27 protein-coding genes are annotated in these 25,860 nt (G+C 73.6%); 14 read left to right on the top strand and 13 right to left on the bottom strand.

The window, feature by feature from the left end; all coding sequences use genetic code 11:
- Positions 1-372, bottom strand: a 372-nt coding sequence (locus QP089_RS25335; RefSeq protein ID WP_285914509.1) for an alpha-amylase family glycosyl hydrolase, incomplete at its 3' end; no start/stop codon positions are given.
- Between the two features lie 338 nt (positions 373-710).
- Here QP089_RS25335 and QP089_RS25330 point away from each other — a divergent pair.
- Positions 711-1,061, top strand: coding sequence for a hypothetical protein (locus QP089_RS25330; RefSeq protein ID WP_285914508.1), 351 nt, complete (start codon positions 711-713; stop codon positions 1,059-1,061).
- A 3-nt stretch (positions 1,062-1,064) separates the two neighbouring features.
- Positions 1,065-1,919 carry an STAS domain-containing protein gene (locus QP089_RS25325; RefSeq protein WP_285914507.1) on the top strand — a complete coding sequence of 285 codons (855 nt, stop codon included), beginning with the start codon at positions 1,065-1,067 and terminating at the stop codon, positions 1,917-1,919.
- A 98-nt stretch (positions 1,920-2,017) separates the two neighbouring features.
- On the opposite strand, the gene QP089_RS25320 is transcribed toward QP089_RS25325, so the two are convergent.
- On the bottom strand, positions 2,018-2,362 hold the full coding sequence (locus QP089_RS25320) for an STAS domain-containing protein (protein WP_285914506.1): 345 nt from the start codon (positions 2,360-2,362) through the stop codon (positions 2,018-2,020).
- A 494-nt stretch (positions 2,363-2,856) separates the two neighbouring features.
- Here QP089_RS25320 and QP089_RS25315 point away from each other — a divergent pair, with 494 nt between their 5' ends.
- From QP089_RS25315 to QP089_RS25305, 3 genes are all read left to right on the top strand, one after another.
- Positions 2,857-3,150, top strand: a complete 294-nt coding sequence (locus QP089_RS25315) for a sulfurtransferase TusA family protein (RefSeq protein ID WP_285914505.1) — start codon at positions 2,857-2,859, stop codon at positions 3,148-3,150.
- 309 nt (positions 3,151-3,459) lie between these two features.
- On the top strand, positions 3,460-3,612 hold the full coding sequence (locus tag QP089_RS25310; protein ID WP_285914504.1) for a hypothetical protein: 153 nt from the start codon (positions 3,460-3,462) through the stop codon (positions 3,610-3,612).
- A 1-nt stretch (position 3,613) separates the two neighbouring features.
- A complete protein-coding gene (locus QP089_RS25305; protein ID WP_285914503.1) occupies positions 3,614-4,690 on the top strand; it encodes a hypothetical protein in 1,077 nt (358 codons plus the stop codon).
- Between the two features lie 3 nt (positions 4,691-4,693).
- Here the strand turns inward: QP089_RS25305 and QP089_RS25300 are convergent, their stop codons facing one another.
- Positions 4,694-7,585, bottom strand: a complete 2,892-nt coding sequence (locus tag QP089_RS25300) for an ATP-binding protein (protein WP_285914502.1) — start codon at positions 7,583-7,585, stop codon at positions 4,694-4,696.
- On the bottom strand, positions 7,582-8,223 hold the full coding sequence (locus tag QP089_RS25295) for an FMN-binding negative transcriptional regulator (protein ID WP_285914501.1): 642 nt from the start codon (positions 8,221-8,223) through the stop codon (positions 7,582-7,584). Before QP089_RS25295 ends, QP089_RS25300 begins: the two co-directional genes overlap by 4 nt.
- Before the next feature lie 51 nt (positions 8,224-8,274).
- Between QP089_RS25295 and QP089_RS25290 the strand changes: the two genes are divergently transcribed.
- From QP089_RS25290 to QP089_RS25275, 4 genes are all read left to right on the top strand, one after another.
- On the top strand, positions 8,275-9,231 hold the full coding sequence (locus tag QP089_RS25290) for a DNA polymerase domain-containing protein (protein ID WP_285914499.1): 957 nt from the start codon (positions 8,275-8,277) through the stop codon (positions 9,229-9,231).
- A 122-nt stretch (positions 9,232-9,353) separates the two neighbouring features.
- Positions 9,354-10,715 (top strand): cytochrome ubiquinol oxidase subunit I, encoded by a 1,362-nt coding sequence (locus tag QP089_RS25285; RefSeq protein WP_285914527.1) that lies wholly within the window; start codon positions 9,354-9,356, stop codon positions 10,713-10,715.
- Between the two features lie 3 nt (positions 10,716-10,718).
- Positions 10,719-11,729, top strand: coding sequence for a cytochrome d ubiquinol oxidase subunit II (locus QP089_RS25280; protein WP_285914498.1), 1,011 nt, complete (start codon positions 10,719-10,721; stop codon positions 11,727-11,729).
- Positions 11,730-11,801: 72 nt separating this feature from the next.
- Positions 11,802-12,476 carry an esterase/lipase family protein gene (locus tag QP089_RS25275; protein ID WP_285914496.1) on the top strand — a complete coding sequence of 225 codons (675 nt, stop codon included), beginning with the start codon at positions 11,802-11,804 and terminating at the stop codon, positions 12,474-12,476.
- Between the two features lie 80 nt (positions 12,477-12,556).
- Here QP089_RS25275 and QP089_RS25270 read toward each other — a convergent pair whose 3' ends face one another.
- The 9 genes from QP089_RS25270 to QP089_RS25230 all read right to left on the bottom strand — a co-directional run bounded on the left by QP089_RS25270 (position 12,557) and on the right by QP089_RS25230 (position 20,900).
- Positions 12,557-13,411, bottom strand: coding sequence for a geranyl diphosphate 2-C-methyltransferase (locus tag QP089_RS25270; RefSeq protein WP_285914495.1), 855 nt, complete (start codon positions 13,409-13,411; stop codon positions 12,557-12,559).
- Positions 13,412-13,443: 32 nt separating this feature from the next.
- Positions 13,444-14,745: a family 2 encapsulin nanocompartment cargo protein terpene cyclase gene (locus QP089_RS25265; RefSeq protein ID WP_285914494.1), complete on the bottom strand. Its 1,302-nt coding sequence runs from the start codon at positions 14,743-14,745 to the stop codon at positions 13,444-13,446.
- 173 nt (positions 14,746-14,918) lie between these two features.
- The gene (locus tag QP089_RS25260; protein ID WP_285914493.1) at positions 14,919-15,812 is read right to left on the bottom strand and encodes a TauD/TfdA dioxygenase family protein; all 894 of its coding nucleotides are present in this window, start codon (positions 15,810-15,812) and stop codon (positions 14,919-14,921) included.
- A gap of 14 nt (positions 15,813-15,826) precedes the next feature.
- Positions 15,827-16,660, bottom strand: coding sequence for an ABC transporter permease (locus QP089_RS25255; protein WP_285914492.1), 834 nt, complete (start codon positions 16,658-16,660; stop codon positions 15,827-15,829).
- Positions 16,657-17,466 carry an ABC transporter ATP-binding protein gene (locus QP089_RS25250; RefSeq protein WP_285914491.1) on the bottom strand — a complete coding sequence of 270 codons (810 nt, stop codon included), beginning with the start codon at positions 17,464-17,466 and terminating at the stop codon, positions 16,657-16,659. The genes QP089_RS25255 and QP089_RS25250 overlap by 4 nt, the downstream gene beginning before the upstream one ends.
- Positions 17,463-18,527, bottom strand: coding sequence for a type 2 periplasmic-binding domain-containing protein (locus tag QP089_RS25245; RefSeq protein ID WP_285914490.1), 1,065 nt, complete (start codon positions 18,525-18,527; stop codon positions 17,463-17,465). Before QP089_RS25245 ends, QP089_RS25250 begins: the two co-directional genes overlap by 4 nt.
- Before the next feature lie 345 nt (positions 18,528-18,872).
- The gene (locus QP089_RS25240) at positions 18,873-19,157 is read right to left on the bottom strand and encodes a DUF6295 family protein (RefSeq protein ID WP_285914489.1); all 285 of its coding nucleotides are present in this window, start codon (positions 19,155-19,157) and stop codon (positions 18,873-18,875) included.
- Positions 19,158-19,185: 28 nt separating this feature from the next.
- Positions 19,186-19,929 (bottom strand): dienelactone hydrolase family protein, encoded by a 744-nt coding sequence (locus QP089_RS25235; RefSeq protein WP_285914487.1) that lies wholly within the window; start codon positions 19,927-19,929, stop codon positions 19,186-19,188.
- A gap of 140 nt (positions 19,930-20,069) precedes the next feature.
- Positions 20,070-20,900, bottom strand: a complete 831-nt coding sequence (locus QP089_RS25230; RefSeq protein WP_285914526.1) for an undecaprenyl-diphosphate phosphatase — start codon at positions 20,898-20,900, stop codon at positions 20,070-20,072.
- Between the two features lie 5 nt (positions 20,901-20,905).
- On the opposite strand from QP089_RS25230, the gene QP089_RS25225 reads away from it, so the two are divergent.
- Genes QP089_RS25225 through QP089_RS25205 form a run of 5 tightly spaced genes read left to right on the top strand, consistent with a single transcriptional unit; the run spans position 20,906 to position 25,857 of the window.
- Complete coding sequence (locus QP089_RS25225) at positions 20,906-21,136, top strand: hypothetical protein (protein WP_285914485.1); 231 nt, start codon at positions 20,906-20,908, stop codon at positions 21,134-21,136.
- Positions 21,133-21,222 (top strand): K(+)-transporting ATPase subunit F, encoded by a 90-nt coding sequence (gene kdpF / locus QP089_RS25220; protein ID WP_285914484.1) that lies wholly within the window; start codon positions 21,133-21,135, stop codon positions 21,220-21,222. The genes QP089_RS25225 and kdpF overlap by 4 nt, the downstream gene beginning before the upstream one ends.
- Positions 21,222-22,883 (top strand): potassium-transporting ATPase subunit KdpA, encoded by a 1,662-nt coding sequence (gene kdpA / locus QP089_RS25215; protein WP_285914483.1) that lies wholly within the window; start codon positions 21,222-21,224, stop codon positions 22,881-22,883. Before kdpF ends, kdpA begins: the two co-directional genes overlap by 1 nt.
- Entirely contained in the window at positions 22,883-24,982 is a 2,100-nt protein-coding gene (gene kdpB, locus QP089_RS25210; protein ID WP_285914481.1) for a potassium-transporting ATPase subunit KdpB, read from the top strand. Before kdpA ends, kdpB begins: the two co-directional genes overlap by 1 nt.
- A complete protein-coding gene (locus tag QP089_RS25205; protein WP_285914480.1) occupies positions 24,982-25,857 on the top strand; it encodes a potassium-transporting ATPase subunit C in 876 nt (291 codons plus the stop codon). Before kdpB ends, QP089_RS25205 begins: the two co-directional genes overlap by 1 nt.
- Positions 25,858-25,860: the final 3 nt, after the last annotated feature.

Here is a 25,860-nt window from a genome sequence, read left to right as displayed (position 1 = left end):
GGGGAGGATCCTGGTGTACTCGGAGATGTCGTAGCCGCCGTCTTTGAGCGGTGACTGGTAGATGGGCAGCAGCCACAGGCAGTCGACGCCGAGCCATTCCAGATGGTCGAGTTTGGAGATGAGGCCGCGCAGGTCGCCGTAGCCGTCGTTGTTGGAGTCGCAGAACCCGCGGACCGACACCTCGTAGAACACCGCCGTCTTGAACCAGTGCGGCGTCCGCGGCGACTCCTCGGCGAAGGGATCGGGGATCGCGCCCGCCGCCTGCCGGACCGACTCCGCCGGCAGCCCGCTCCGGGCCGGCCCGTGACCGGCCTCCGGGCCGGTGACCTGGCCGGACGTTCGGCAGGTGAAGTACCTCGACTGGTCGTGCATGGGCCATCCCGGAGTGTCGGCGACGTCTAGATCAGCAATGCCCGCCGCCCGTCGCGGGGACGTGCGCGACAGGCAACCATCAGTAAAAATCTCCGTACTCTCCGTGACCGCGCCGCCGGTTCGGCGGCGCCGCGGCCGGCCGACAGGCGACTCGCGGACCTTTGCACCCGTCGGGCGTGTCATGCCCCGTTCTTTAGCGTCGGCACCGTTTTCGCCGCAGGCCCCGGGTAGGTCGTTCCCAAGCTCAGAACCTGCCGCGCGGGCAGCTGATGACCAGCCCGGACGGGCGACCCGTCGCCCCGTCCAAAGCGATCGGAGGGACAGTGGAGCGCTGGGAGATGTCGCCATCGGTCGTACCGACGCGCGATGACCTCGTGGCCCGGCTGCGCGCCCGCTTCGCCGGCATTCCGGCCGAGCACGTGCGCCGTTGCGTGGACGATCTGTGGCGCTGCTGCACCCATCTCGGGATGCGGCCCGACGCCCGGACCATCGAGCGCCTCGCGGCGTCCCGGCTGACGGGCGTCGTGCGCGGCGCCCGGCCGCCCCGTCCGGACGGCGAGCGGGCGCCGGGGCCGCACGGCCCGGCCGCCGCCGCGCTCCCCTCCGCGCCCCCGACCACCGCCGTGCCGCCGGGCACGGCCGGGCCGAGGACGGCCCGTGCCGCCGCGAGTACCCCGATCGGGATGTGACAGATGAAGGACACCACCGTGCCGGGCCTGCGGATGGACACCCGGCGAGGGTTCGTCGTACTGCGGATGCCCGCGCAGATCAGCTGGCACAACTACGCGGGGATCCGGGAGGGGGTGTGCCGGGCGCTGTCGGCGGCCGGCGGCGCGCTCGCCCCGGACGCCGCGGTCGCGGCCGTGCCGCGCAGGGGGGTCGTCGTCGACTTCGGCGACTCGATCCTGCTGGACGCGTCCGGGCTGGTGCTGCTGGCCCGCACCGAGACCCGGGCCCGGCTGCTCGGCTGCCCGCTGCGGGCCGTGGTGCCCGCGACGGCCGCGCCCGTCCGGCGCGCGCTGCACCTCACCGGCCTGTCCAGCCTGGTCCCGGTGTTCGAGGACGTCGCGCAGGCCACCGCGGCGCCCGCGCCGCCGGCGCGGACCGCGGACGTCGACACCGGCCACGTGCTGGACGCCATCCGGGCCCTGCACCCGGCCGACGCCGGGTTCGCGGCGGCGCCGTCCGCGGCCGCGCCCGACCTGCTCATCACCACGGCCGAGGCCGGCGACGGCGACCACACCGTGGTGCACCTGTCGGGGGTCCTGGACCACATCACCGTCCGGCGGCTCGGCGAGACGCTGACCTCGCTGGTCGAGGGGAACCTGCGGCACCTGATGGTGCGGATGGGCGACCGGGTCGGGGTGCGCTGCGACCCGCTGCCCGTGCTGCTCGGCATCCGCTGGCGGGTCGCGGCCGAGGGCGGCTGCCTGTCGCTGCCCGGGCTGCCCGGCCGGCTCCGCGAGATCATCGACCGGGAGGGGCTCGGCTCGGTGTTCACCGCCTGCCGGTCCGCCGGCGGCGGGCTGCTCGGCGGGCCTGCCTGACCGGTCGGCACCGGTTCGCGGACGGGGCGGCCCGCTCGTCGGTTGCGGCCGCCTCGCGTCCCGCGCCCGCCTGTCGGTGCGGGCGCGGGACGCGGGCGTCAGGCGTGCGTCACGGGGACGGCGAGCGCCTCGCGCGCGGTCGCCACGTCGGGTGCGATGGCGACGCGGCGCGGCAGGCCCGCGACCTCGGCGACCCGGCGGACGATGCCGCGCTTCGGCAGCACCACCCACATCGGCACGCCGAGCTCGGTGGCCCGCATCTGCGAGCGCAGGATCACGTTCAGCGCGTTGGAGTCGCAGAACGTGCAGCCGGACAGGTCGAGGATGAGGGCGCGCGTCCCGGAGTCGAGCAGCCCGAGCGACTGGGCGAGGATCGCCTCGCCGTTGCTCAGGTCGACCTCGGCGGGGAACGTCACCGTCCCGCAGGTCTGCGTGCTCTCCACTCGCGCTGCTCCGAGATCCATGGCTCGCCCCAAGGTCAGGTTCCTCACGTGGGTGACAACTGGGGGTGCTTCACTGCGACTGTAAGCCCCAAAGCTGGACGAAACCTGAAAGAAATGGTCAAGAGTGGGACGCCGCTCCCTCATTTCGCCGATCATCGCGCTCACTTCCCGTTGATACCGATTCGTCGCTTCGGATGCGCGCATGCGCGATCACAGGCGGTTCCCTGGGATGGCGTTCGCGAGGATCCCTCGAACGCCCGGCCGTGCCGGGCGCGCCCGTGCGGGCGCCGTTCTCCGAAGCGTGCGCCGGGACGGGCTGATCGACGTCGTCGGCGCTCCTGCCGGGGCCGCCGAGCACCGTCCGGTACTCCGGCCCGTAGGGACAACGATCGCCGGCCGCGGGATGTTCCGCGGTGAACCGGAGGTCGCAAAGCCCTATATTTCCCTTAAGGGGGAGATGGCTCGCTTTGTGGGGCGAGGACAGGGGGACGCGGATGGGCTCGGAACCGGTGGTCATCGACGGCGGCGACCGCTCCTGCGTGCGCCTGCTGCTGGAACTGCGCGGGCGGCTCGCGGATCTGGAACCCGGCACGGTCGTCCATCTGATCGCCAGTGACCCCGCGGCCCCGATCGACCTGCCCGCCTGGTGCCACCTGACGGGCCACGCCTACCTGGGACCGGTCCCGTCGGCCTCCCCGGCCGGCGCCCCCACCTACGGGCTGCGCGTGGCCGAGCGGCCGCGCGCCACCGAGCCCGGTTCGCCCTGGCGCCCCGCCGCCCGGGGCTGACACGCGGGGCTGACGCGCGGGGCCGCCGCGTTCCCTTTCGGCGCCTCGTCCGGCACTATTGGCGTAGCGCCAACAGTGCGGGAGGTGACGGGCATGCCGGGACGGCCGTCGATCGCGGTCGCGGGTGCCGGGTTCCGCACCCGCGGCCCCGCCGCGCGGATGCGGTTCACAGGTCTCACTGAGCGGGACCTGGACGAGGCGTGGCGGGGCGGAGCGCGAGCCTACGGGGGAATGGCCCTCGGAGGTTCCCCGAAGTTCTGCCCCATGTACGGACCCAATACGAATGCCGGTCCCGGGTCGGTGATACACATGCTGGAAAGCCAGATCGCCCACATCGTCCAGGCCGCCCGTACGCCGCGCGATCCGGAGGTACCCGACATGGACGTCCGCGAGGGCGTACCGGCCAGCCGCCGCCGCACCCGCGCCCTCGACCCGTCCGACCGCCGGATCGTGATGCGCTGACATGGGCACCGGATCCACAGGCAAGGCACGAGCCCGCAGCGCGGGCGGCGTCGACCGCCGGTTACTGCGCGCGCTGGACGGCCTCTACGTCATCCCGCCCGAGTACCACCGGCCCGACACCGGGCGCGCCGAGGCCGCCGGGATGCTCGCCTGCGACGACCGGACGCTGACCGCGCTCGCCCGGCACGGCCTGCCCCGCACCGGCGAGCCCGGCCAGGAGCGGTTCGACTCGCGCGACCTGTTCAACCTCGCCCTGTACTCCGGCACCGGACGCACGCCGGTCGAGCGGGAGGTCGCCTCCCTGCTGCGGTGGACCCGCTCGTCGTGCGAGGACCTCATCGCGCCCCGCGTCTCCCGGTTCGAGCTCCGCGTGGCCTGCGGCGACCCCGACGGGTGCCGTCCCGACGCCCGCAACGCCCTCGCGCGTCCCCGCACCGGCGCCTACGGCGGAGCGGTCCGCAACGTCCGGGCGCATCCGGCGCGCGGCGGGCGCCGGGTCGCCGCGGCCCCCGACGCCGCCGCGACGACCGCGCGGTCGTCCGGTCCCGCGATGGCGATCTCCGCGGTGCTGCGGACGGTCGGCGACTGCCCGGTGCTGCGCTCGCCCGTGCTGCGCGCGATCGTCCGCGAGTTCATGGGCGCCGAGCCGCGCTTCCTCCGGCTGCCGGTGGAGCTGCGCGACGACCCCGACCTCGTCCCGCGCGGCTTCGCCGGCTGCGGCGCCGCCAGCCGCTACATCGAGCGGCTGTGCCGGGAGGAGGGCGTGCAGGCCACCACCCGGATCGGCTGGGTCGTCGGGCTGCCCGACGTCGTGCACGCCTGGGTCGAGGTCGTGGACGACGACGGCGTCACCAAGGTGATCGACCCGACGTTCGCGCTGCTGTCGGAGCTGATCCCCTGGACGAACCCGATGCTGCGCGACCCGTCGCTGGCGTTCCGGACCAACCGGCTCGTCCCGACGGGCCTGCACGTCGGCGGCGACATCGCGTCCCACACCTGCGGCCGCGCGCCCGGCGCCGGCGACCGCCCGCACGCCCGCGTCACCACCCGCATCGTCCCGCTGCGCCCCGGCCCCTGAGACTCAGTCGAACAGCCTCAGCCGGTGCGCGCGGGCGGCGGCCTCGCCGCGCCCGGCCACGCCGAGCTTGCCGAGGATGTTCGACACGTGCACGCTGGCGGTCTTCACCGAGATGAACAGCGCCTCGGCGATCTCCCGGTTGCTGCGCCCGGCGGCGACGAGCCGCAGCACCTCCGTCTCGCGCGGTGTCAGGCCGAGCCCGGGGGCGGGGCGCTCGCCGTCGAGGGCGGCCCCGGCGCGGCGCGCGAGGTCGGCGGCGCGCTCGCGCAGCGGGACCGCCCGCAGCCCGTCGGCCAGCTCGACGGCCCGGCGCAGCGCGACGCCGGCGCCGTCGCGGTCGCCCGTGGCGAGGGCGGCCTCGCCCGCCCCGGCCAGCGCGAACGCCGTCTCATAGGGCCGGTGCAGCGCGTCCCACGCCTCGGCCGCCGCGTCCCATGCCGGCCCGTCGAGGACGCCTTCGGCGCGCGCCGCCTCCGCGGCGAACGTCAGCCGGTACGCCTCCTGAACCGGACCGTAGATCCGCAGCCCCTCCACGCGGGCGCGCACCGCCGCCAGCGTCCCGGCGTCGTCCAGCTCCGCGCACGCGGTGGCGGCCACGATCAGCCCCGGCAGCGCGTACCGGGTGTCGTCGGGAAGGCCGACGTCGGTGAGGACCGGGCCGAGGGCCTCCAGGGCGTCGGCCGGACGGCCCCGCGCCAGCGCGATCGCCGCGTCCAGCCGGCACACCGGGAACAGGTTCTGCGCGCGCCGCGCCGCGCCCCGCGCGATGAGCTGCGGCGCCTGCGCGGCGTGCCGCTCGGCGGCGGCGACGTCGCCGCGCGCGAGCGCGACCGCCCCTCCCAGATTGTGCAGCCCGGCCCGGATGACGCCCGCCGACGTCCGCGGCAGCGTCCGCCCTATCACCGCGAGCGCCTCGTCCCACCGGCCGAGCGAGACCAGCGGCTCGGCGGCGTTGATCGACAGGTAGGCGCCGGCCGACCGGGCGAGGCCGTACTCCTCCGCCGTGGCGACGCCCGCGGCGGCCACCGCGGCGGACTCCTCGTGCCGCCCGTACATCTCCAGCACGTCGGAGTGGTTGGTGATCGCGCGCAGCAGCGGGGTGAAGGCCCGCGCCTCCACGGCCCGCTCGGCGACCCGTTCGAGCCGCGCGATGTGCGCCTCCGGGTCGTCCTGGTCGAACAGGTCGATCCACGCCATGTCCAGCTCGACCGACAGCTCCACCTCGGTCTCCCCGACGGCCCGCGCGACCTCCAGCGCCTCCCGCGCCGCCGCGACCGCCTCGGGACGGGTGCCGTGCAGGCCGTTGATCTTCTCGGCGAGCGTCGCGAGCACCCGCGCCCGCGCCGCCGACGGCGGGTCGGCGGGCACCAGCCGGGCCGCCTCGCGCAGGTCGGCGGGGGCCTTGTCGCTGCCCGACCGCAGCCGCATCATGCCGCGCAGCTCGTAGAAGCGGGCCGCGCGCACCGGGTCGCCCGACGCCTCCTCGTGCCGCAGCGCCTCCGTCGCCAGCCGGGCCCCGGTGTCGGGCTCGCCTGCGAGGTCGGCCAGCGTCACGGCCTCCTCCATCACCTGGACGTGCGGGACGCCGATGCGCTGCGCCGCGTCCGGCACCCGGTCCCACAGCTCCAGCACCCGCGACGCCATCCGCAGCGCCTCGGCGTAGGCGAGCGCCCGGCGCGTCTCGCCGACCGCCCGCCACGCGGCGGTCAGCGCCCGCACGACGTCGTGCGCGGCATGCCAGTGGTGCGCCAGCGTCACCGCCCGCGCCCGGTCCGGCATCAGCTCCGGGCGCTCCTCCAGCACCCGCGCGTACCGGACGTGCAGCCGGGTCCGCTCGCCGGGCAGCAGGTCGTCGTGCACGGCCTCGCGGATGAGCGCGTGCCGGAAGGCGTAGCCGTCGCCGTCGACGACGAGCGTGTTGGCCGCGACGGCGGGCCGCAGCCCCCGGGTCAGTTCCCGATCGTCCAGCCCGGCGACCGCCGCCAGCAGCTCGTGCTCGATCCGCGCGCCGCCGGCCGCCGCCACCCGCAGGATCTCCTGGGTGTCCTCCGGCAGCCGCTGGACGGCGCCGAGCAGCAGGTCGCGCAGCGACTCCGGCAGGTCCCGGCCGCCGCCGGAGCCGACCAGCGCCTCGACGAACAGCGGGTTGCCCTCGCTGCGCTCGAACACGTCCGCGAGCGCGCCCGCCGGCGGTTCGGCGCCGAGGATGCCGTGCACGAGGTCGCGCACCCCGTCCCGGCCGAGCCGGCCGACCTCGATCCGGGCGACGTGCTCGACGCGCTCCAGCTCGGTGAGCACCGGCCGCAGCGGGTGCGCGCGGTGCAGCTCGTCGGTCCGGTACGTCACGACGACCAGCAGCGCGTCGCCGCCGCTCAGGTTGCGGACCAGGAACGTCAGCAGGTCGCGGGTCGAGGCGTCCGCCCAGTGCGCGTCCTCGACGACCAGCACCACCGGGCCCGCCGCGGCGAGCCGCTCCAGCAGCGTCAGCACCAGCTCGAACAGCCGCGCCCGCGACTCGGCGGTGAACGCGCCCGCGTCGGCGTCGCCGAAGTCGGGCAGCAGCCGGGCCAGGCCGTCGCCCGCGCCGGCGGGCAGCAGCCCGCGCACCCCGTCCACGCCGAGGTCGCGGACGAGCCCGCGCAGCGCCGCGGTGAACGGCGCGAACGGCAGCCCCTCGGTGCCGAGCTCCAGGCAGCCGCCGACCAGCACCCGCGCGCCCTCGGCGCGGGCGCCGGCGGCGAACTCGCCCACCAGCCGGGTCTTGCCCACCCCGGCCTCGCCGCCGAGCAGCACCGCCGACGGCGTGCCGTCCCGGGCGGCGCGGAACGCGGCGCCGAGCGCGGCGGACTCGCGCTCGCGCCCGACGAGGACCGGGCTGACCGTGCGGGCGTTCACCGTCGCCGCGTCTCCGCCGGTTCCGCCGCTGCGCGCACCGCCTCGGCCATGATCGGGTCGCCCTCGGCGAGGTAGCCCGCGGCGACGCCGTCCCGGTCGGCCGCGGGCCGGTTCTGGCTCATCTTGGCCTTCGCCTCGATCCGGGTGATGACCAGCTCAAGGCCGACGATCGCGCGCAACTGGCCGGCGATGTACTGCGGCGGCGCGTCGTCCACCGACCAGGCGTCCGCCCGGCCCGCCTCGTACTTGCCGGTGAGCCGCCGCACCAGCGAGTCCAGCCACTCCGGGTCGTCGTGCACGACCAATCGTCCGTAGACGTGCGCGGTGAGGTAGTTCCACGTGGGCACGACTCGCCCGTGCTCGGCCTTGGACGCGTACCACGACGGCGTCACGTACGCGTCGGGCCCGTGCACGATGAACAGCGACTCGCCCTGCGCGGGCTCTTTCCACTGGTCGTTGTTGCGGGCGACGTGCGCGAGCAGCGCGCCGTGCTCGCCGATCTCCGGGTCGTACAGGACGGGCAGGAACGTCGCGACGAGGCCGCGCGGCGTGCTCGTCACGAGGTCGGCCGCGCCGCAGCCGCGGAGCAGGCCGCGCACCGCGCCGTCATCGGCCGAGAAATGGGCGGGAATGTACACGCCACGACGCTACCCGACCGGCCTGTCGGAGGCGCGTGCGAAGGTGGGGGTGTGAGCACCGAAGAGGAGCGGGACGGTGTCCGGCTGACCAACCTCGACCAGCCGCTGTTCGACGGCGCCGAGGCGACCAAGCGCGACCTGGTCGACTACCTCGACGCCGTCGCGGGGCGGCTCGTCCCGCAGCTGGCGGGCCGCCCGCTGTCGGTCATCCGCGTGCTGCGCGGCCAGAAGCCGTTCATGCAGAAGAACCTGCCGAAGTACACGCCGCCGTGGGTTCGGCGGGTCACCGTGTGGGCCGAGACGTCGCAACGGGAGGTGTCCTATGCGCTGTGCGACGACCGCCCGACGCTCCTGTGGTTCGCCAACCAGCGCGCCGTGGAGTACCACCCGCCGCTCGCCCTCGCCGCCGACCCCGGCCGCCCCACCCACCTGGTGATGGACATCGACCCGCCGGAGGGCGGCCCGTTCTCCGCCGCCGTCGGCGCCGCCCACCTGGTGCGCCGGGCGCTCGGCGACTGCGGGCTCGACGGCGCGGTGAAGACCAGCGGGTCCAAGGGCGTGCACGTGTTCGTCCCCCTCGACGGCCGCACGACCGCCGAGGACGCCGCGGCGGCGACCCGCGCGCTCGCCGCCCGCGCCGAGCGCCTCGACCCGGCCCTCGCCACCACCGCGTTCATCCGCGACGACCGCGCCGGCAAGGTGTTCCTCGACTCGACCCGGGCGGGCGGCGCGACCGTCGCCGCCGCCTACAGCCCGCGCATCAGGCTCGGCACCCCGGTGTCGTTCCCCCTCCCCTGGGACGAGCTCGACACCGCCGACCCCCGCGCCTTCACGATCCGCACGGCGGCCCGCCTGCTCGCCGACCGCGACCCGTGGACCGAGCTGATGCCCGCCGCGCGCCCGCTGCCCGCCGACCTGGTGGAGGAGGGCCACACCATCCCGATCGCCCGCGTGCAGGCGATGCACGAGGGCAAGCGCCGCGCCCGCGCCCGCCGCGCCCAGGGCTGACACCCGGAATGGTCAACGGCCGCCCATGATCGTCCCGGCCGCCGCGTCGCCGCGCGGCGCCCCGGGTACGACCCCGCCGGACCGATGCGCGGACGGAATCCGGGGAGCGGCACGTGACCGTGATGGGGCAGCTGGCGGCCGGCGCGACCCCGGGCGACCTGGTGGCCGCGCGGACGCAGATGGCGGTCTCGCTCGGCTGGCACATCGTGCTGGCCTGCCTCGGCGTCGGCATGCCCGCCATCACCCTGATCGCCGAATGGCGCGGCCACCGCACCGGCGACGCCAACTACCGGCTGCTGGCGCGCCGGTGGGGCCGCGCGATGGGCGTGCTGTTCGCCGTCGGCGCGGTGTCCGGGACGATCCTGTCGTTCGAGATGGGCCTGCTGTGGCCCGGGATGATGGGCGTCTACGGGCAGGTCATCGGGCTGCCGTTCTCGCTGGAGGGCATCGCGTTCTTCATCGAGGCGATCTTCCTCGGCCTGTACCTGTACGCGTGGGACCGGCTGAGCCCGGTGAAGCACCTGCTGTCCGGCGTGCCGATCGTCGTCGCCGGCGTGCTCAGCGCGTTCTTCGTGGTGACCGCGAACGCGTGGATGCAGGCGCCCGTCGGCTTCCGGGCCGTGAACGGCCGCATCGTGGAGGTGCACCCCTGGCGGGCCATGTTCAACCCGTCGTTCCCGTCCCAGACCGTCCACATGATCCTCGCCGCGTTCATGGTCGCCGGGTTCGGCATCGCGTCGGTGTACGCGGTGGCGATGCTGCGCGGGCGCCGCGACCGCTACCACCGGCTCGGCCTGCTGCTGCCGTTCACCGTCGCCGCCGCCGTCGCGCTGCCGCAGGTCGTCGTGGGCGACTGGGCGGCGCGGTTCGTCGCCGACCACCAGCCGATCAAGCTCGCCGCGATGGAGGGCGTGTTCGAGACGGCGCGCGGCGTCCCGCTGCACATCGCCGGCGTCGCCGTCGACGGCGAGCTGCGCTACGCGGTCGGGATCCCGGACGGGCTGTCGCTGCTGGCGCATGGCGACCCGCACGCCGAGATCGTCGGCCTGAACACGGTGCCGCCCGAGGCCCGCCCGCCGGTGAACATCGTGCACTGGGGCTTCCAGGTGATGGTCGGCCTCGGCTTCGCGATGCTGCTGCTGGCGCTGTGGCTCGGCCTGTACTGGTGGTGGCGCCGCGACATGCCCCGCACCCGGTGGTTCCTGCTGGCCACCTCGGTGTCGGGCGTCGCCGCCGTCGGCGCGCTCGAATCAGGATGGGCGGTGACGGAGGTCGGACGGCAGCCTTGGATCGTCTACGGGGTCCTGCGCACGGCCGACGCCGTCAACCCGGCGCCCGGCCTGGTCTGGGGAGCCGCGCTGGTCGGGATCGTGTACGCCGTGCTCACCGTCGCGTCGGTGTACGTGCTGCGGCGCATGGCCCGCGACAAGCCGGTCCCGATCGCGCCGCAGGAGCAGGACGTCACCGGGTTCACGGTGGTCTGACCCGTGGCGGCCGCGATCCTGCTCGCCGTGCTGTGGATCGGCCTCAGCGCCTACGTGCTGTTCGCCGGCGCCGACTTCGGCGGCGGCGTCTGGGACCTGCTCGCCGGCGGCAGCGAGCGCGGCCGGTCGCAGCGGGCCCAGATCGAGCACTCCATCGGCCCGGTGTGGGAGACCAACCACGTCTGGCTCATCTTCGTCCTCGTGGTCACCTGGACGGGCGTGCCGGCGGTGTTCGCGGCGCTCGCCTCCACCCTCTACATCCCGCTGACGCTCGCCGCGCTCGGCATCATCGCGCGCGGCGCCGCGTTCGCGTTCCGCAAGGCCAGCACGGCGCTGTGGCAGCAGCGGCTGTTCGGCTTCACGTTCGCGTTCTCCTCGCTCGTGACCCCGTTCTTCCTCGGCACGGTGGCCGGCGCGATCGCCTCCTTCCGCGTCCCGCCGGGGCTGGCCAAGGGCGACCTCGTGACGAGCTGGGTGAACCCCACCTCGCTGATCAGCGGCGGCCTCGCGGTCGGCGTCGCCGCCTACCTCGCCGCCGTCTACCTCACCCGGGACGCCGAGCGCGGCGGGCACCCCGAGCTGTCCGAGCGGTTCCGGCGGCGGGCGCTGGCCGCGGGCGCGGTGGTCGGCGTCCTTTCGGCCGGCGGCCTCGCCGTCCTGCACGCCGACGCGCCGCGGCTGTTCACCGGGCTGACGTCCGGGCGCGGGCTGCCGCTGCTCGTGGTGTCGATCGCGGCCGGGATCGCGTCGATCGTCCTGCTGTGGCGGCGCGCGTACGTCGCCGTCCGCGCCACCGCCGCGCTCGCCGTCGTCGGCCTGCTGTGGGGATGGGGCGCCGGCCAGTACCCGCACCTGCTGCCCGGCGTCGACCTCGACCAGGCCGCGGCCACCGACTCCGTCCTCGTCGCGAGCCTCGCCTCCCTCGGCGTCGGCGCGCTGCTGCTCCTGCCGTCGCTGTGGTGGCTCTACGCGACGTTCCAGCGTGAGCAGGCACCGGACACGCGAGACCGGTGATTTCGCCGATGCGGCGACCGGCGGCCGCACCGACACTCGGTGACGAAACCCCCACCCCCCGAGGAGGAGCAGATGCGCCGGATTCTCGGCACACTCCTGACCGCGGCGGTCACCGTGCTCGGTGCCGTCGTCGGTGTGAGCGCGCCCGCGCATGCGGCCGGGCACACGCCCGTGGTCTTCGTCCACGGCTACACCGGCAGCGCGTCCAACTGGGTCACCGCGGAGGCGGTGTTCGCCGCGGCCGGCTACAGCAGCAACGAGATGTTCGCCTTCAACTACAACTCCTACGGCGACAACAAGGCCAACGCGGCCAGCCTCGCCTCCTACGTCGACCAGGTGCGGTCGCGGACCGGCGCCTCCCAGGTCGACATCGTCAACCACTCGATGGGCGGCCTCGTCAGCTGGTGGTACATCAAGGAGCTCGGCGGCCAGCGGTACGTCCGGCACCTGGCCTCCCTCGCCGGCGCCAACCACGGCACCACCGCCGCCTACGCCTGCCTGACGTTCGTCACCTGCCAGCAGATGTCGCCCGGCTCGTCATTCATCCAGACCCTGTCCGCCGGTGACGAGACGCCCGGCGACACCCGGTACGCCACCTGGTACTCGCCGTGCGACGGCGTCATCAACCCCTACACCAGCACCATGCTGAGCGGGGCCACCAACAACTACGTGCCCTGCGAGAACCACCTCACCTACCTCACCGACACGGTGGTGCTGAACTCCGTCCGCACCTTCCTGGCGAGCTGACGCCCGCCGCTCCCGCCTCGATCGGGAATCCCGCGGCCCGCCGGTGCTCCCACCGGCGGGCCGCCCCCCTCTTCTCGGGATCAGACCCGGTCGGCCGCGATGAGCAGGTACTGGAAGCTGCCGCCCTTGTAGGCGTCCAGGAACGCCGCCTCGATGCCGGTCGCCAGCGTCGACTTGGCGCGCAGCTCCCAGTACGGGATCGTCGCGGACGTCAGGTCGACGACGCTCACCGGCACGAGCCGGTTCGCCGCCATCTCGCGGAAGTAGGTGCTGCGCGGGTGGATGTCGCAGATGTAGTGCGCGTTGATCTCGCTGACGGCCCGCGAGGGCAGCCCGTAGGCGTCGTTGTAGCAGCCGGTGATGCACACGTAGCGGCCGCCGCGCCTCAGCAGCCGCGCGTGCTCGGCGAACAGCAGGCCGAGCTCCACGTACATCGTGCTCTCGTTGTTCCAGATCGCCTGGAACGCCCCCGTCTCGAAGCCGGTGTCGAGCATGTTCTTGAAGTGGAAGCGCACCTTGTCGGCCACGCCGCGCCGCTCGGCTTGCTCGTTGGCGAACGCGACCTGCGCCTCGGAGATCGACACCCCGTCCACCCGGCAGCCGAACCGCTGGTTGGCCACCAGGCTGGACCCGCCGCGCCCGGACCCGGCGTCCATCAGCCGGTCGGACGGTTTGACCGGCGCGAGGTGGCTCATCAGCAGGTCCGCCTGGGCGCTCTCCAGCCGGTGCAGCTCGGCGATGGTCCGCTGCTCGCGGGTCTCGGCCGGGCCGTCCAGGACCGTCCAGTCCACGGGGCCGACGCCGTAGTGGTGGTGGTAGATCCCGTCCACCTCGCCGAGCCGCAGGTTGACCGGGTTGCGCTCGGCGTTCCAGTACTCGGCGACCGAGTGCTGGTAGAGGCTGCTGAGGACCGGGGACTCCTGGGTCGCGGTCATATCCGGTGATCCTTTCTCGTGGGTGCGGGGCGTCACTTGTAGCGGTCGGAGGCGCCGTGCCATTCGAGGCAGCCGGCCATCCAGCTCTGCACGCCGAGCAGGAAGCGCTGCAGCTCGGCGGACGGGACGGACGCCAGCTCCCGCTGGCTGTCCTCGAACCCGCGGACGAAGTCGTTGTGCATCGCCACGGCCGTCCGGACCGCGTCCTCGAGGGCGCAGCCCTCCTCCTCGGCGATCAGCAGGACCACGTTGCAGTCCGGCAGGTCGTCTGCGGCCTCCCGCTCCACCGAGTGCAGGTCGTTGACGATGACCGACGCGGTGCCCGCCTGCATGACCGCGCGGTGCACGCGCGGCTCGTAGAACAGGTTGGCGTCCAGCTGGTAGCCGCCGACGACGTCGATCAGCGTCATCGAGGTGTAGAAGCTGTCGTGCTGGCGGGCGGCGAGGTAGCGCCACACCGGCGGCAGCTCGCCGAGGTGCCGCCAGGCCGCGTAGGCCGTCCAGCTCACGTACATCTGGAACGTGGTGTTGAGGATCCGCATCAGCTGCGACGGCCCGGAGTGGCGCTTCAGGTGCCCGGTGGCCGAGCGCAGCGCGACCAGCACCGGATCGGCCCGCACGGCCTCGTCCAGCTGGAGGCTGTACTTGCCCGCGTCGGGCGGCGGGTCCATCGCCGACATCACCAGCGCCAGCCGCGGCGGCAGCTCGGTGGGGGTGGCGCCGAGGTCGCTCTCGTCGGCGTAGTAGTCGTCGCACGCCCACCAGGCGGCGTTCATCTTCGCGGCGAGCAGCAGCGCGTCGACGTCGTCGGTCTCGGGGTGGGCGAGGACGGCCAGCCGCCCGAACCCGGTGTTGCGGAACTTGTCCAGCTGGTCGGCGTAGATCCCGACCTCGCCGGCCCATTCGACCAGCCGGTCGTTGACCACCCGGGCGAGGTCGTCGTCGATCCGCGCGGTCAGCGGGCAGTACAGCGGCGGGAACGAGCCATCGCCCCACTCGCGTTCGGCGTAGCCCGGCGAGAAGAGGCCGCCCTGGCGGGTCGGGCTCGGCACCGGTGTCGGCAGGACCGGGAGGGCGGCGTCCGGCTCGGCGGGGGTTTCAGGGAAGGCGTCAGGGGCGAGGGCGTCCGGCTCCGGCGTCGCGGGTGCGGGGGCGGCCGGCGGGGGCGGTGCGGCGCGGAGCGCGTCCAGGATGCGCGCCGCGGACGTGCCGAGCCCGCTGGGACCGGACAGCAGCCGGCTCACCCGCTCGGCCGCCGCGGGGTCGGGCCCGGTCGCGTGCGCCGGCCCGTCCGTCCCGCAGCCGGGTCCGCGGGCAACGCTGCACTCGTCCATCGTCGTCCCCCTCGCTGGATCATGGCGTGGTCGGCCGGAACCAGTTACTCACAGCTTTGGGACGACTACAACAGGCAATGACCTTCCCTTGAGGTAACAGGATGTAAGCGTGCGCGCACGCATGGGGAGACGCCATGCCGGGGCGTCCCCGGCATGGCGTCTCGCTCCGGACGTCAGGCGGCGGTGGCGGCGGCCGCGGCCGGGGTGTAGTGCCCGGCGTCGTCGCCCTCGATGATGTAGCTGGTCTCGCCGTTCACGCCCACCGGAGCGTCGCCGGCGACGGTGACGCGGTGCAGCGTGCGCGGCAGGTCGCCGTAGTCGTCCGGCGCGTAGTGCTGGGTGATGCGGTTGTCGAACAGGACCAGGTCGCCGGGGTTCCACGCCACCCGCACGATGTTCTCCGGACGCGTCACGTACCGCTGCAGCAGCCGCAGGATGTCGCGCGACTCGGTGCCCGACAGCCCCACGATCTTCTGCGCGAACCCGCCGATGAACAGGCCGCGCTCGCCCGTCTCCGGATGCACCCGCACGACCGGGTGGGCGGTCTGGTAGCGGCGCGCGGTGAACACCTTCCGGTATTCGAGGGCCTTCTCGGTGTTGCTGCGCGGCACCGCGTAGTCGTAGTCGTTGGTGTGCACGGCCCACAGCCGATCGGCGAAGTCGCGCAGCTGCTCGGGCAGGTCCCGGTAGGCGGCGGCGGAGTTGGCGATGAGCGTGTTGCCCCCGTACGGCGGGACGACCAGGGCGCGCAGCGTGCTGAGCTTCGGCGGCGTCCGGACGAACGTGACGTCGGTGTGCCAGTTGTTGGACCGGATGCCCTCCTCGCCGTTCACCGGGAGGATGTCGGGCTGGCCGTCCACGGACGGGACGGTCGGGTGCGCCCTGGTCAGCTCCCCGAACCGGGAGGCGAAGCGGAGCTGGCCCTCGTCGTCGAGGCCGGCGCCGCGGAACACCAGCACCTTGTGCGCCAGCAGCGCCTCGTTGACCTCCTCGAAGGGCAGCCCGTTCGGGTCGGTCCCGGTGTACTCGGCCCCGATGCGGCCGCCGATGCGGCGGAACTCGGTCATGGTTCTTTCCCTTTCTAGCGGCGGACGGTGGGGTCGGCCAGCCGCAGCAGCAGCCGCAGCAGGCCGTCGAAGGCGAAGCCGAGCACGGCGATCTCGGCGATCCCGCTGAAGATCAGCGGCGTCTGGAGGTAGTTGCCGGCCTGCAGGATCAGGTAGCCGACGCCGCCGGTCGCGGCGATCATCTCGGCGGCGATGATGGCGGTCCACGCGCCGCCCATCGCGATCCGCATCCCGGTGATGACGCCGGGCACGGCCGCGCGCAGCCGCACGTGCAGCATCGTGCGCAGCTGCGAGGCGCCCAGGCTGCGGCTGGCGTTCAGCAGGTCGGGCGGGACGGCGTCGAGCGCGCCGAGCGTCGCGACCGTCACCACCGGCAGCACCCCGAAGAAAATCAGCGCGATCTTCGAGGTCTCGCCGATGCCGAACCACACCACCAGCAGCGGAATGAACGCGATCGGCGGCAGCGGCCGCATCACCGCGATGAGCGGGTCGGCCAGCTCGCGGACCACCCGGATCCCGGCCATGGACGCGCCGAGCGCGAGCCCGGCGGCGGTGCCGAGCAGGAACCCGGCCAGGATCCGCCCGGTGCTGATCAGCGCGTCCGCGACGAGCGTCTTGCCCTGCACCTCCGGGTACGGCTTGGTGAGGTACTCGGTGAGCGTGCGCGCGGTCTCGGTGACGGTCGGCAGCGTCACGGTGTCGCCGATGACGAGCGCCGCGATCTCCCAGATCACCAGGGCGAGGGCGAGCGCGCCGGCGCCCGTCCAGACGCGCCGCCACGAGCGCGGCGCGCGGGCCGGACCGGAGGGGGAGGCGGTGGCCGCGGGGGCCTCGGCCGTCGTCGTCATCGCTCCAGCACCTCCCGGATGCGGCGCTTGGCGTTCACGAACGCGAGCGTCTCGGTGTCCTCGTAGGCGCGGGGGCGCGGCAGGTCGATGTCGATGACGTCCTTGGTGCCGGCGGGCGGCGCGGACAGCACGCACACCCGGTCGCCGAGCAGCGCCGCCTCCTCCACGTCGTGCGTCACGAACACGATGGTGGTGCGGTGCTTCTGCCACAGCTCCAGCAGGAACCGCTGCATGGCGGCGCGGGTGATGGCGTCCAGCGCGCCGAACGGCTCGTCCATCAGCAGCACGCCCGGCCGGTTGACCAGCACCCGCGCGAACGCGGCCCGGTGCCGCATCCCGCCGGACAGCTCGTGCGGGTAGGCGTCGCGGGCGTCGGCGAGCCCGACCGTCTCCAGCAGCCGCTCGGCCTCCTCCCGCACCCGCGGGGTCAGCGCGCCGCGCGCCTTCGGCCCGTACAGGACGTTCTGCCAGGTCGTCAGCCACGGGAACAGGTTCGGCGTCTGGAACAGCACGCCCCGGTCGTGGCCCGGGCCGGTGACCGGCCGGCCGCCCACCAGCACCTCGCCGGAGTCGGCCTCGGTGAACCCGGCGACGATGTTCAGCAGCGTCGACTTGCCGCAGCCCGACGGCCCGAGCAGGCACAGGAACTCGCCCGGCCGCACGTCCAGGGTCACCCCGTCCAGCGCGGGACGTCCCGCCCGGCGCCGCCGGCTGAAGGTCTTGCTGACGTCCCGCAGCCGCACCCCGGCGGGCTCGTCGGCGACGCCGGCCTCGGCGAGGGCCGGGCTCGTCTCGATGGCGCTCACTTGCAGCCTCCCGACTGGGCCTTGTCCCAGAAGCTCGGGTCGATGTGCTGGGCGATCTTCTGCGGATCCGGCACGCTCTTCGCGCGGCCCTGCGTGACGAGGAACTCGGCCGTGAGCTTGAAGTTCTGGGCGAGCCGGCCGGTCGCGGCCGTCCCGTCCGGGCCCTTCAGCCACGACGCCTCCTCCGACGCGGGGATGTAGGGGTAGGTCCTGGTCGCGGCGACCGCGTCCTCGGGCGTGACGCCGACGTACTTGGCCGCGGGGCGGATGTAGCGCTCGGCCTGCGGGCCCTTGACCAGCGCCTCCGCCTTCGACATCTGGCAGACGAGCGCCTGCACCACGTCCGGGTGCTGCTTCGCGTACGGCGAGGACACCGCCAGCATGTTGACCGCCGCGTAGCCGAGCGCGGCGATGTCGGTGGAGCGCACCAGCACGCGCGCCTTGTGCTTCTGCAGTTCGAGCAGGAACGACTGGCTGATGTAGACCGAGTCGATCTTCCCGGCCTTCCAGGCGGCGGCCTCGGCGGCCTCGCTGGCGAAGCTGGCGACCTGCACCTTGCCGGCCAGGCCCCGGGTCTTGAGCCAGCCGCGCAGCTGGAAGTCCAGCGTGGACCCGACCAGCACGCCGACCTTCCGCAGGTCGCCCGGTGCCTTGATCTTGTCGTTCACGGCCAGGCCGGAGGCGTCGATGCCCTCGACGTAGACGGCCTTCACCTCGGTGCCGCTGGTGAAGGCGCCGGTGAACGGCGGGTTGCCGACGCCGGCGACGAACGGGAACGCGCCGGCGCGCAGCTGCGCCATGCCGGCGACGCCGCTGTCGATCGGCCGCAGCTGGATCGTTCCCGGCACCTTGCCGGCCAGGTCCTTGTTCGCCAGGACGACCGATTCGGGGCCGGCGACGGCGCCCTGGAAGTAGCCGATCTTGATGGTGCCGGTGGCGCCCCGCGCAGACGCCCCGCAGCCGGCCGCCGCCAGCGCGAGCGCGACGGCGGGCGCCGCCTTGGTGAGCAGCGACCTGGTGAACGGGGGTTTCGCGGGCAGGGGTGTGCTGAATCTGGGCATGGGGGGACGTGTTCCTCGTGCAGGGGGCGGTGCGCGTCCTCGGTGAGGGCGCGTGGCCTCGGTGGGTCTGGACGGGCGGGGCGGAGGTCCGCGGGCGGGGGCCCTGCGGAGCCGCGGGCGGATCGTCAGGCCGGACAGCGCGCGGCGGCCACGCGGAGCAGGTCCACGTGGCGGCGGCGGACGAGGCGGTGCCGGGGGCGCATGCCGGTATGAGAACACGCCGGGCGGGCCTTATGCAACTATTCCGACCGATTTACCATGAAATGCCAGATGGATCACGAGGACGCCCTCCCCGCCGCCACCGGCGGGGCGCGTTCAGGCGGTGTGCGTTCAGGCGGGGTGCGTTCAGGCGGGGCGCGGCCCGGTGGCGGAGGCCATGCCGGGCGGCGCCGAGGCGAGGGCCTTCTGGATGGCCTCGACGAGCGCGAGCGCCGCCTCCTCGGTCAGCTCCACCGCGACCCGCGCGGACGGCCCGTCGGACGGGTTCGTGAAGTCGATGTTGAGCGTGTGCTCGTTCGTCGAATGGAACGGGTGGTCGACGTAAACCGCCCCGTCCGTCAGCGTGAACCAGCCGGACGCGCCCTTGGCGGCGCCGGCCAGCTCGACCTTGTGCGTCTGGTAAGTGCACATGCGGGGGTCCTCCCTCGGGACGCGGGCTTCAGGACGCCAGGTGCCGGCCGTAGAAGTCGAGGATCCGCTTCCAGCCGTCGACCGCGGCCTCGGGCCGGTAGGCGGTCCGCTCGACGGAGAAGAACGCGTGCCCGGCGCCGGGGTAGCTGTGGAACTCGTGCTCCTTGCCGAGCCTGGTCAGCTCCGCGTCCAGCACGGCGACCTCGTCCGGCGCGGGGAACTGGTCGTCCTCGCCGAACAGCCCGAGCAGCGGGCAGGACAGGTCGCCCGCCCTGGAGATCAGCGGCCGGGCCTGCAACGGGAACTCCGCCGGCGGCTCCTTCACCACGAAGGCGCCGTAGCAGTCGACGGCCGCGTCGATGTCCAGCGACACCGCCGCCAGGAACGCCTGCCGGCCGCCCGAGCAGAACCCGATCACGCCGATCCTCCCGTTGGCGCCCTCCAGCGAGTTGAGGTGCGCGGCGGCGCCCGCCACGTCCCCGACGAGCTGCTCGTCGGGGACGCCGCCCTTGGCGCGGGCGGCGGCGGCCTGGTCGTCGGGGCTGACGCCCTTGCCCTCCCGCGAGTACAGGTTCGGGCAGATCGCCGCGTACCCGCGCGCGGCGAGGGTGCGGGTGATCTGCTTGGTGCCCTCGTCGTAGCCGGGCAGGTGGTGGATCACGACCACGCCGCCGCGCGGCCGGTCGCCGAGCGGGCGGGCCAGGTACGCCTCGAGCTCGGCCCCCTCGTGGCCGGTGATCGCGACGGTCCCGGCCTGCATCTGGTCTGTCATGTCTGCGCAACGCTCCGTATGCGGGTGTGGACACGGTCGGACGCGCGGTCCGCGGGCCGGCCGTGCGGACGGTCGCCAGTCTGCCGCACGGCCGCGCCGGTGATCACCGGCACCCCCGCCGGGCCCGGGGGCGGGGCGGGTCAGCCGTTCAGCGTCCCGGCACCGAGCAGGCCGAACAGCAGCAGGCCGACGGCGACCCGGTACACCACGAACGCGGTGAAGGTGTGCCGCGCGACGTACCGCAGCAGCCAGGCGATCGAGGCGTAGGCGACCACGAACGACACCGCGGTCCCGATGGCGAGCGGGAGCGCGTCCGCGCCGGACCCGAGGGCGCCCGGCAGCTCGTACAGGCCGGCGCCGGTCAGCGCGGGGATGCCCATGAAGAACGACAGGCGGGTGGCCGCGACGCGGTCCAGGTTCAGCAGCAGCCCCGTGGAGATCGTCGCGCCGGAGCGGGAGAAGCCCGGGAACAGCAGCGCGAGGATCTGCGAGCTGCCGACGAGCATCGCGTCCCGCAGGCTCGTGTCGTCCTCGCCGCGCTTGTTGCGGCCGAACCGGTCGGCGAGCCACATCACGACGCTGCCGGCGATCAGCGATCCGGCCACCACCCACAGCGAGGCCAGCGGCCCCTCGATGAGCGGCTTGGCGGCGATCCCGACGATGACGACGGGGATGGTCGCGTAGATGACCCACCAGGCGAACTTGTAGTCGTGGTGGTACCGCTCGTCCTTGTTCGCCAGGCCGGTGAACCAGGCCCGGACGATCCGGACGATGTCGGAGAAGAAGTAGACCAGGACGGCGGCGATGGCGCCGACCTGGATGACGGCGGTGAACCCGACCACCGCCTTGTCGTCGACCGGGACGTCCATCAGTCCCTCGGCGATCTTCAGGTGCCCGGTCGAGGACACCGGGAGGAACTCGGTCAGCCCCTCCACGATGCCGAGGACGATGGACTGGCCGACGTTGATCACGCTCAATGGACGATTTCCTCACGCTTCGTCACCGGCTCGGTGACGCGAGCCTACCCCCGCGGCGTAGCGAACGCGTGAAGATCGGGCGCGGCCGCGTAGGGAACGCGTCAAGAAGCCTTATTTGCCCTGGTTGCAGGTGTTTTCTGAGGGTCATGACTGATCTGCTGCTCGTGGCGCTGACCGTCGCGGTCTTCGCGCTGCTCGGCCTGGCCGCGAAGGCGGTGGGGCGGCTGTGACCGTCGACAACGCCGTCGGCCTGGTGCTGGCCGTGCTCCTGGTGGTCTTCCTGATCGCGGCCCTGCTGTTCCCGGAGCGGTTCTGATGGGCGCCACGACCGCGGGGGTCGTCTTCATCGGCTCCCTGCTGCTCGCGCTGGCCGCCGTCCACGTGCCGCTGGGCGACCACATGTACCGCGTCTACTCGTCCGCGAAGCACTGGCGGGCGGAACGCGCCCTCTACCGGACGATGGGCGTGGACCCCGACGCCGAGCAGGCGTGGGGCGCCTACGCGCGCAGCGTGCTGGCCTTCTCGCTGGTCTCGGTGCTGGTGCTGTACGGGCTGGAGCGGCTGCAGAGCCACCTGCTGCTGAGCCTCGGCATGAAGAACGTCCCGGACCACGTCGCCTGGAACACGGCCGTCAGCTTCGTGACCAACACGAACTGGCAGTCGTACTCGGGCGAGTCCACGATGGGCCACCTCGTGCAGATGGCGGGCCTGGCCGTGCAGAACTTCGTGTCGGCGGCCGTCGGCATGGCCGTCGCGATGGCGTTCGTCCGCGGCCTCGCACGGCGCCGCACCGGGAACCTCGGCAACTTCTGGGTCGACCTGACCCGCGGCGTCCTGCGGATCCTGCTGCCGATCGCCGTCGTCGCCGCCGTGGTGCTGGTCGCGGGCGGAGCCGTGCAGAACTTCGCCGATCCGCACACGGTCGGCACCCTCGCCGGGCATCCCCAGACCATCACCGGCGGGCCTGTCGCGTCCCAGGAGGCGATCAAGGAGCTCGGCACCAACGGTGGCGGCTTCTACAACGCCAACTCCGCGCACCCCTTCGAGAACCCCACCGCCTGGACGAACTGGATCGAGATCTTCCTGCTGGTGGTGATCGCCTCCGCGCTGCCCCGCACGTTCGGCCGGATGGTCGGGCAGAAGCGGCAGGGCTACGCGATCGCGGCGGTGATGGGCGTGCTGGCGGTGCTGAGCATCTGCGCCACCACGGCCGCGCAGGTCTCCCACCACGGCACCGTCCCGCAGGCGGTGGGGGCGGCGTCGGAGGGCACCGAGACGCGGTTCGGGATCGTCGACTCGGCGATGTTCGCGACCGCCACCACGCTCACCTCGACCGGGGCCGTCGACTCCTTCCACGACTCCTACACCAGCCTCGGCGGCGGCATGGCCATGCTGAACATGATGCTCGGCGAGGTCGCGCCCGGCGGGGTCGGCTCCGGTCTGTACGGGATGCTGATCCTGGCGATCATCACGGTGTTCGTCGCGGGGCTGATGGTCGGCCGGACGCCGGAGTACCTCGGCAAGAAGATCGGCGCCCGGGAGATGAAGCTGGCGTCGCTGTACTTCCTGGTCACCCCCGCCCTCGTGCTGGTCGGGACGGCGGTCGCGATGGCGTTCCCCGGGCCGCGCTCGTCCATGCTGAACGGCGGCCCGCACGGCTTCTCCGAGGTGCTGTACGCCTTCACCTCCGCCTCCAACAACAACGGCTCGGCGTTCGCGGGCCTCACCGTGAACACCCCGTTCTACGACGTCGCGCTCGGCCTGGCGATGCTGCTCGGCCGCTTCCTGCCGATCGTCCTGGTGCTGGCGCTCGCCGGGTCGCTGGCCCGGCAGACGCCCGTCCCGGTCTCCGCCGGGACGCTGCCGACGCACCGCCCCCAGTTCGTCGGCATGGTCGCCGGCGTGACGCTCGTCCTCGTCGCGCTCACGTTCTTCCCGGCGCTGGCCCTCGGCCCGCTGGCAGAAGGGATCCGCTGATGTCCGCCTCCGTACGTTCCGGCAGGGTCCCGCCCGCCGTCCGGGCCGCGCTGCCGGACGCGTTCCGCAAGCTCGACCCGCGGGCGATGTGGCGCAACCCCGTGATGCTGATCGTGGAGATCGGCGCGGTCTGGACGACGGTCCTCGCCGTCCGCGACCCGTCGGTGTTCGCGGTCGCGACCGCGGTGTGGCTGTGGCTGACCGTGCTGTTCGCGAACATGGCCGAGGCGGTCGCCGAGGGCCGCGGCAAGGCGCAGGCCGACTCGCTGCGCCGTACCCGCCGCGACACCACCGCCCACCGCCTCACCGGCTGGAGACCCGGCACCGCCGAGGGCGCCGAGGAGGAGGTGCCGGCCACCGAGCTGCGGCAGGGCGACATCGTCGTGGTCGAGGCCGGGCAGACCGTCCCCGGCGACGGCGACGTCGTCGAGGGCATCGCCAGCGTGGACGAGTCGGCGATCACCGGCGAGTCCGCGCCGGTGATCCGCGAGTCCGGCGGCGACCGCAGCGCGGTCACCGGCGGCACCCGGGTGCTGTCCGACCGGATCGTCGTGAAGATCACCCAGCGGCCCGGCGAGTCGTTCGTGGACCGGATGATCGCGCTGGTCGAGGGCGCGGCGCGGCGCAAGACGCCGAACGAGATCGCGCTGAACATCCTGCTCGCCGCCCTCACGATCGCGTTCCTCATCGCCACCGCCACCCTCCAGCCGTTCGCGATCTTCGCGTGGGCGCAGCACCCCGGCGCGTCCGCCGGGGCCGCGCTCGGCCCGCACGGCGTCACCGGGATCGTGCTGGTGTCGCTGCTGGTCTGCCTGATCCCCACCACGATCGGCGCGCTGCTGTCGGCGATCGGCATCGCGGGCATGGACCGGCTGGTGCGGCGCAACGTCCTCGCCATGTCCGGACGCGCCGTCGAGGCGGCCGGCGACGTCAACACGCTGCTGCTGGACAAGACCGGCACGATCACCCTCGGCGACCGGCAGGCGTCGGAGTTCATCCCGGTCGGCGGCGTGACCGCCGCCGAGCTGGCCGACGCGGCGCAGCTGTCGAGCCTGGCGGACGAGACGCCGGAGGGCCGCTCGGTCGTCGTGCACGCCAAGACCGCCTACGGGCTGCGCGAGCGCCACCCGGGCGAGCTGGCGCACGCCGGCTGGATCCCGTTCGCCGCGCAGACCCGGATGTCCGGCGTGGACGTCGACGGGCGGCGGCTCCGCAAGGGCGCCGCGAGCGCGGTGTCGGCGTGGATCCGCGAGCAGGGCGGCACCGTCCCGCCCGAGCTCGGGGGAGTGGTGGACGGCATCTCCGCGGCGGGCGGCACCCCGCTCGTCGTCGGCGAGGCCGAGGACGGCGGCAAGGCGCGGGTGCTCGGCGTCGTCCACCTCAAGGACGTCGTCAAGCAGGGCATGCGGGAGCGGTTCGCGCGCATGCGCGCCATGGGCATCCGGACGGTCATGGTCACCGGCGACAACCCGCTGACCGCCAAGGCCATCGCCGACGAGGCGGGCGTGGACGACTTCCTCGCCGAGGCCAAGCCGGAGGACAAGATGGCCCTGATCAAAAGCGAGCAGGCCGGCGGCCGGATGGTCGCGATGACCGGCGACGGCACCAACGACGCGCCCGCGCTCGCCCAGGCCGACGTCGGCGTGGCGATGAACACCGGCACCTCGGCCGCCAAGGAGGCCGGGAACATGGTCGACCTCGACTCCGACCCCACCAAGCTCATCGAGATCGTGGAGATCGGCAAGCAGCTGCTCATCACCCGCGGCGCGCTGACGACCTTCTCGATCTCCAACGACATCGCCAAGTACTTCGCGATCATCCCGGCGCTGTTCGCCGGCCTCTACCCGGGCCTGGACGCCCTCAACGTCATGCGGCTGCACAGCCCGCAGTCGGCGATCCTGTCCGCCGTCGTGTTCAACGCGCTGGTGATCGTCGCGCTGATCCCGCTGGCGCTGCGCGGCGTCCGCTACCGGCCCGGGTCGGCGTCCAAGCTCCTCAACCGCAACCTGCTCGTCTACGGGCTCGGCGGCGTCGTGGCCCCGTTCGCCGGGATCAAGGCCGTCGACCTGCTCGTCCAACTCGTTCCGGGGATCTCCTGATGGGCATGTTCCAGAACCTGCTGCGCCGGCACACCGCCGCGCTGCGGGCCCTCCTCGTCCTCACCACCGTCTGCGGCGTCCTGTACCCGCTGGCCGTCACCGCGGTCGCGCAGCTGCCCGGGTTGAAGGCCAAGGCCGACGGCTCCTACGTCGGCGCGGACGGCCGCCGCGTCGGCAGCGCCCTGATCGGCCAGTCGTTCACCGACGCGCAGGGACGGCCGCTGAAGCAGTACTTCCAGAGCCGCCCGTCGGCCGCGGGCGACGGCTACGACCCGGCCTCGTCCGGCGCGAGCAACCTCGGCCCCGAGAACATCGTCGACACCAAGGACGGCCCGAGCCTGCTGTCCCAGGTGTGCGCGCGCAGCAAGGCCGTCGGCGAGCTGGAGGGCGTGGACGGCCGCCGCCCCTACTGCACGCCGGGCGGGGCGGGCGCCGTGCTGGCGGTGTTCGGCCCCCGCGACGCCACCGGGACCGTCGCCCGCCCGACCCGTGTGATCAGCGTCAACGAGCCCTGCCCGGCGACGCCGTTCCAGGCCGAATACCGTGGAGTCAGGGTCGAGTGCGCCGCCGCCAGGCAGGACGACCGCACGGCCGCGATCGTGCCCGTGCGGGGGGACGCCCCGGCGCGGCCGGCCGTCCCGTCCGACGCCGTCACCGCCAGTGGCAGCGGCCTGGACCCGGACGTCTCGACCGCCTACGCGCGGCTGCAGGCCCCGCGGGTCGCCCGCGCGCGCGGGCTGGCCACGGCCGAGGTCGTCCGGATGATCGACGCGAACACCACCGGGCGCGCCGCCGGGTTCATGGGCGACCCAGCGGTGAACGTGCTCGAGCTCAACATCGCACTCGACAGGGCGGCCCCGTTCCGGGGCCGGTGAAGG

It is taken from the genome of Actinomadura opuntiae (assembly GCF_030283205.1).
GTDB lineage: Bacteria > Actinomycetota > Actinomycetes > Streptosporangiales > Streptosporangiaceae > Spirillospora.
The sequence above is the reverse complement of the archived record's forward strand: the minus strand, read 5'-3'. Positions and strand labels throughout refer to the sequence as shown.

Bases quoted from the DNA above. Each gene is read 5' to 3' on its own strand.
- QP089_RS25330 (WP_285914508.1), top strand. From the start codon at position 711: ATGTCGCCATCGGTCGTACCGACGCGCGATGACCTCGTGGCCCGGCTG.
- QP089_RS25325 (WP_285914507.1), top strand. From the start codon at position 1,065: ATGAAGGACACCACCGTGCCGGGCCTGCGGATGGACACCCGGCGAGGG.
- QP089_RS25315 (WP_285914505.1), top strand. From the start codon at position 2,857: ATGGGCTCGGAACCGGTGGTCATCGACGGCGGCGACCGCTCCTGCGTG.
- QP089_RS25310 (WP_285914504.1), top strand. From the start codon at position 3,460: ATGCTGGAAAGCCAGATCGCCCACATCGTCCAGGCCGCCCGTACGCCG.
- QP089_RS25305 (WP_285914503.1), top strand. From the start codon at position 3,614: ATGGGCACCGGATCCACAGGCAAGGCACGAGCCCGCAGCGCGGGCGGC.
- QP089_RS25285 (WP_285914527.1), top strand. From the start codon at position 9,354: ATGGGGCAGCTGGCGGCCGGCGCGACCCCGGGCGACCTGGTGGCCGCG.
- QP089_RS25275 (WP_285914496.1), top strand. From the start codon at position 11,802: ATGCGCCGGATTCTCGGCACACTCCTGACCGCGGCGGTCACCGTGCTC.
- QP089_RS25270 (WP_285914495.1), bottom strand. From the start codon at position 13,411: ATGACCGCGACCCAGGAGTCCCCGGTCCTCAGCAGCCTCTACCAGCAC.
- QP089_RS25265 (WP_285914494.1), bottom strand. From the start codon at position 14,745: ATGGACGAGTGCAGCGTTGCCCGCGGACCCGGCTGCGGGACGGACGGG.
- QP089_RS25260 (WP_285914493.1), bottom strand. From the start codon at position 15,812: ATGACCGAGTTCCGCCGCATCGGCGGCCGCATCGGGGCCGAGTACACC.
- QP089_RS25255 (WP_285914492.1), bottom strand. From the start codon at position 16,660: ATGACGACGACGGCCGAGGCCCCCGCGGCCACCGCCTCCCCCTCCGGT.
- QP089_RS25245 (WP_285914490.1), bottom strand. From the start codon at position 18,527: ATGCCCAGATTCAGCACACCCCTGCCCGCGAAACCCCCGTTCACCAGG.
- QP089_RS25240 (WP_285914489.1), bottom strand. From the start codon at position 19,157: ATGTGCACTTACCAGACGCACAAGGTCGAGCTGGCCGGCGCCGCCAAG.
- QP089_RS25235 (WP_285914487.1), bottom strand. From the start codon at position 19,929: ATGACAGACCAGATGCAGGCCGGGACCGTCGCGATCACCGGCCACGAG.
- QP089_RS25225 (WP_285914485.1), top strand. From the start codon at position 20,906: ATGGACGATTTCCTCACGCTTCGTCACCGGCTCGGTGACGCGAGCCTA.
- kdpA (WP_285914483.1), top strand. From the start codon at position 21,222: ATGGGCGCCACGACCGCGGGGGTCGTCTTCATCGGCTCCCTGCTGCTC.
- kdpB (WP_285914481.1), top strand. From the start codon at position 22,883: ATGTCCGCCTCCGTACGTTCCGGCAGGGTCCCGCCCGCCGTCCGGGCC.
- QP089_RS25205 (WP_285914480.1), top strand. From the start codon at position 24,982: ATGGGCATGTTCCAGAACCTGCTGCGCCGGCACACCGCCGCGCTGCGG.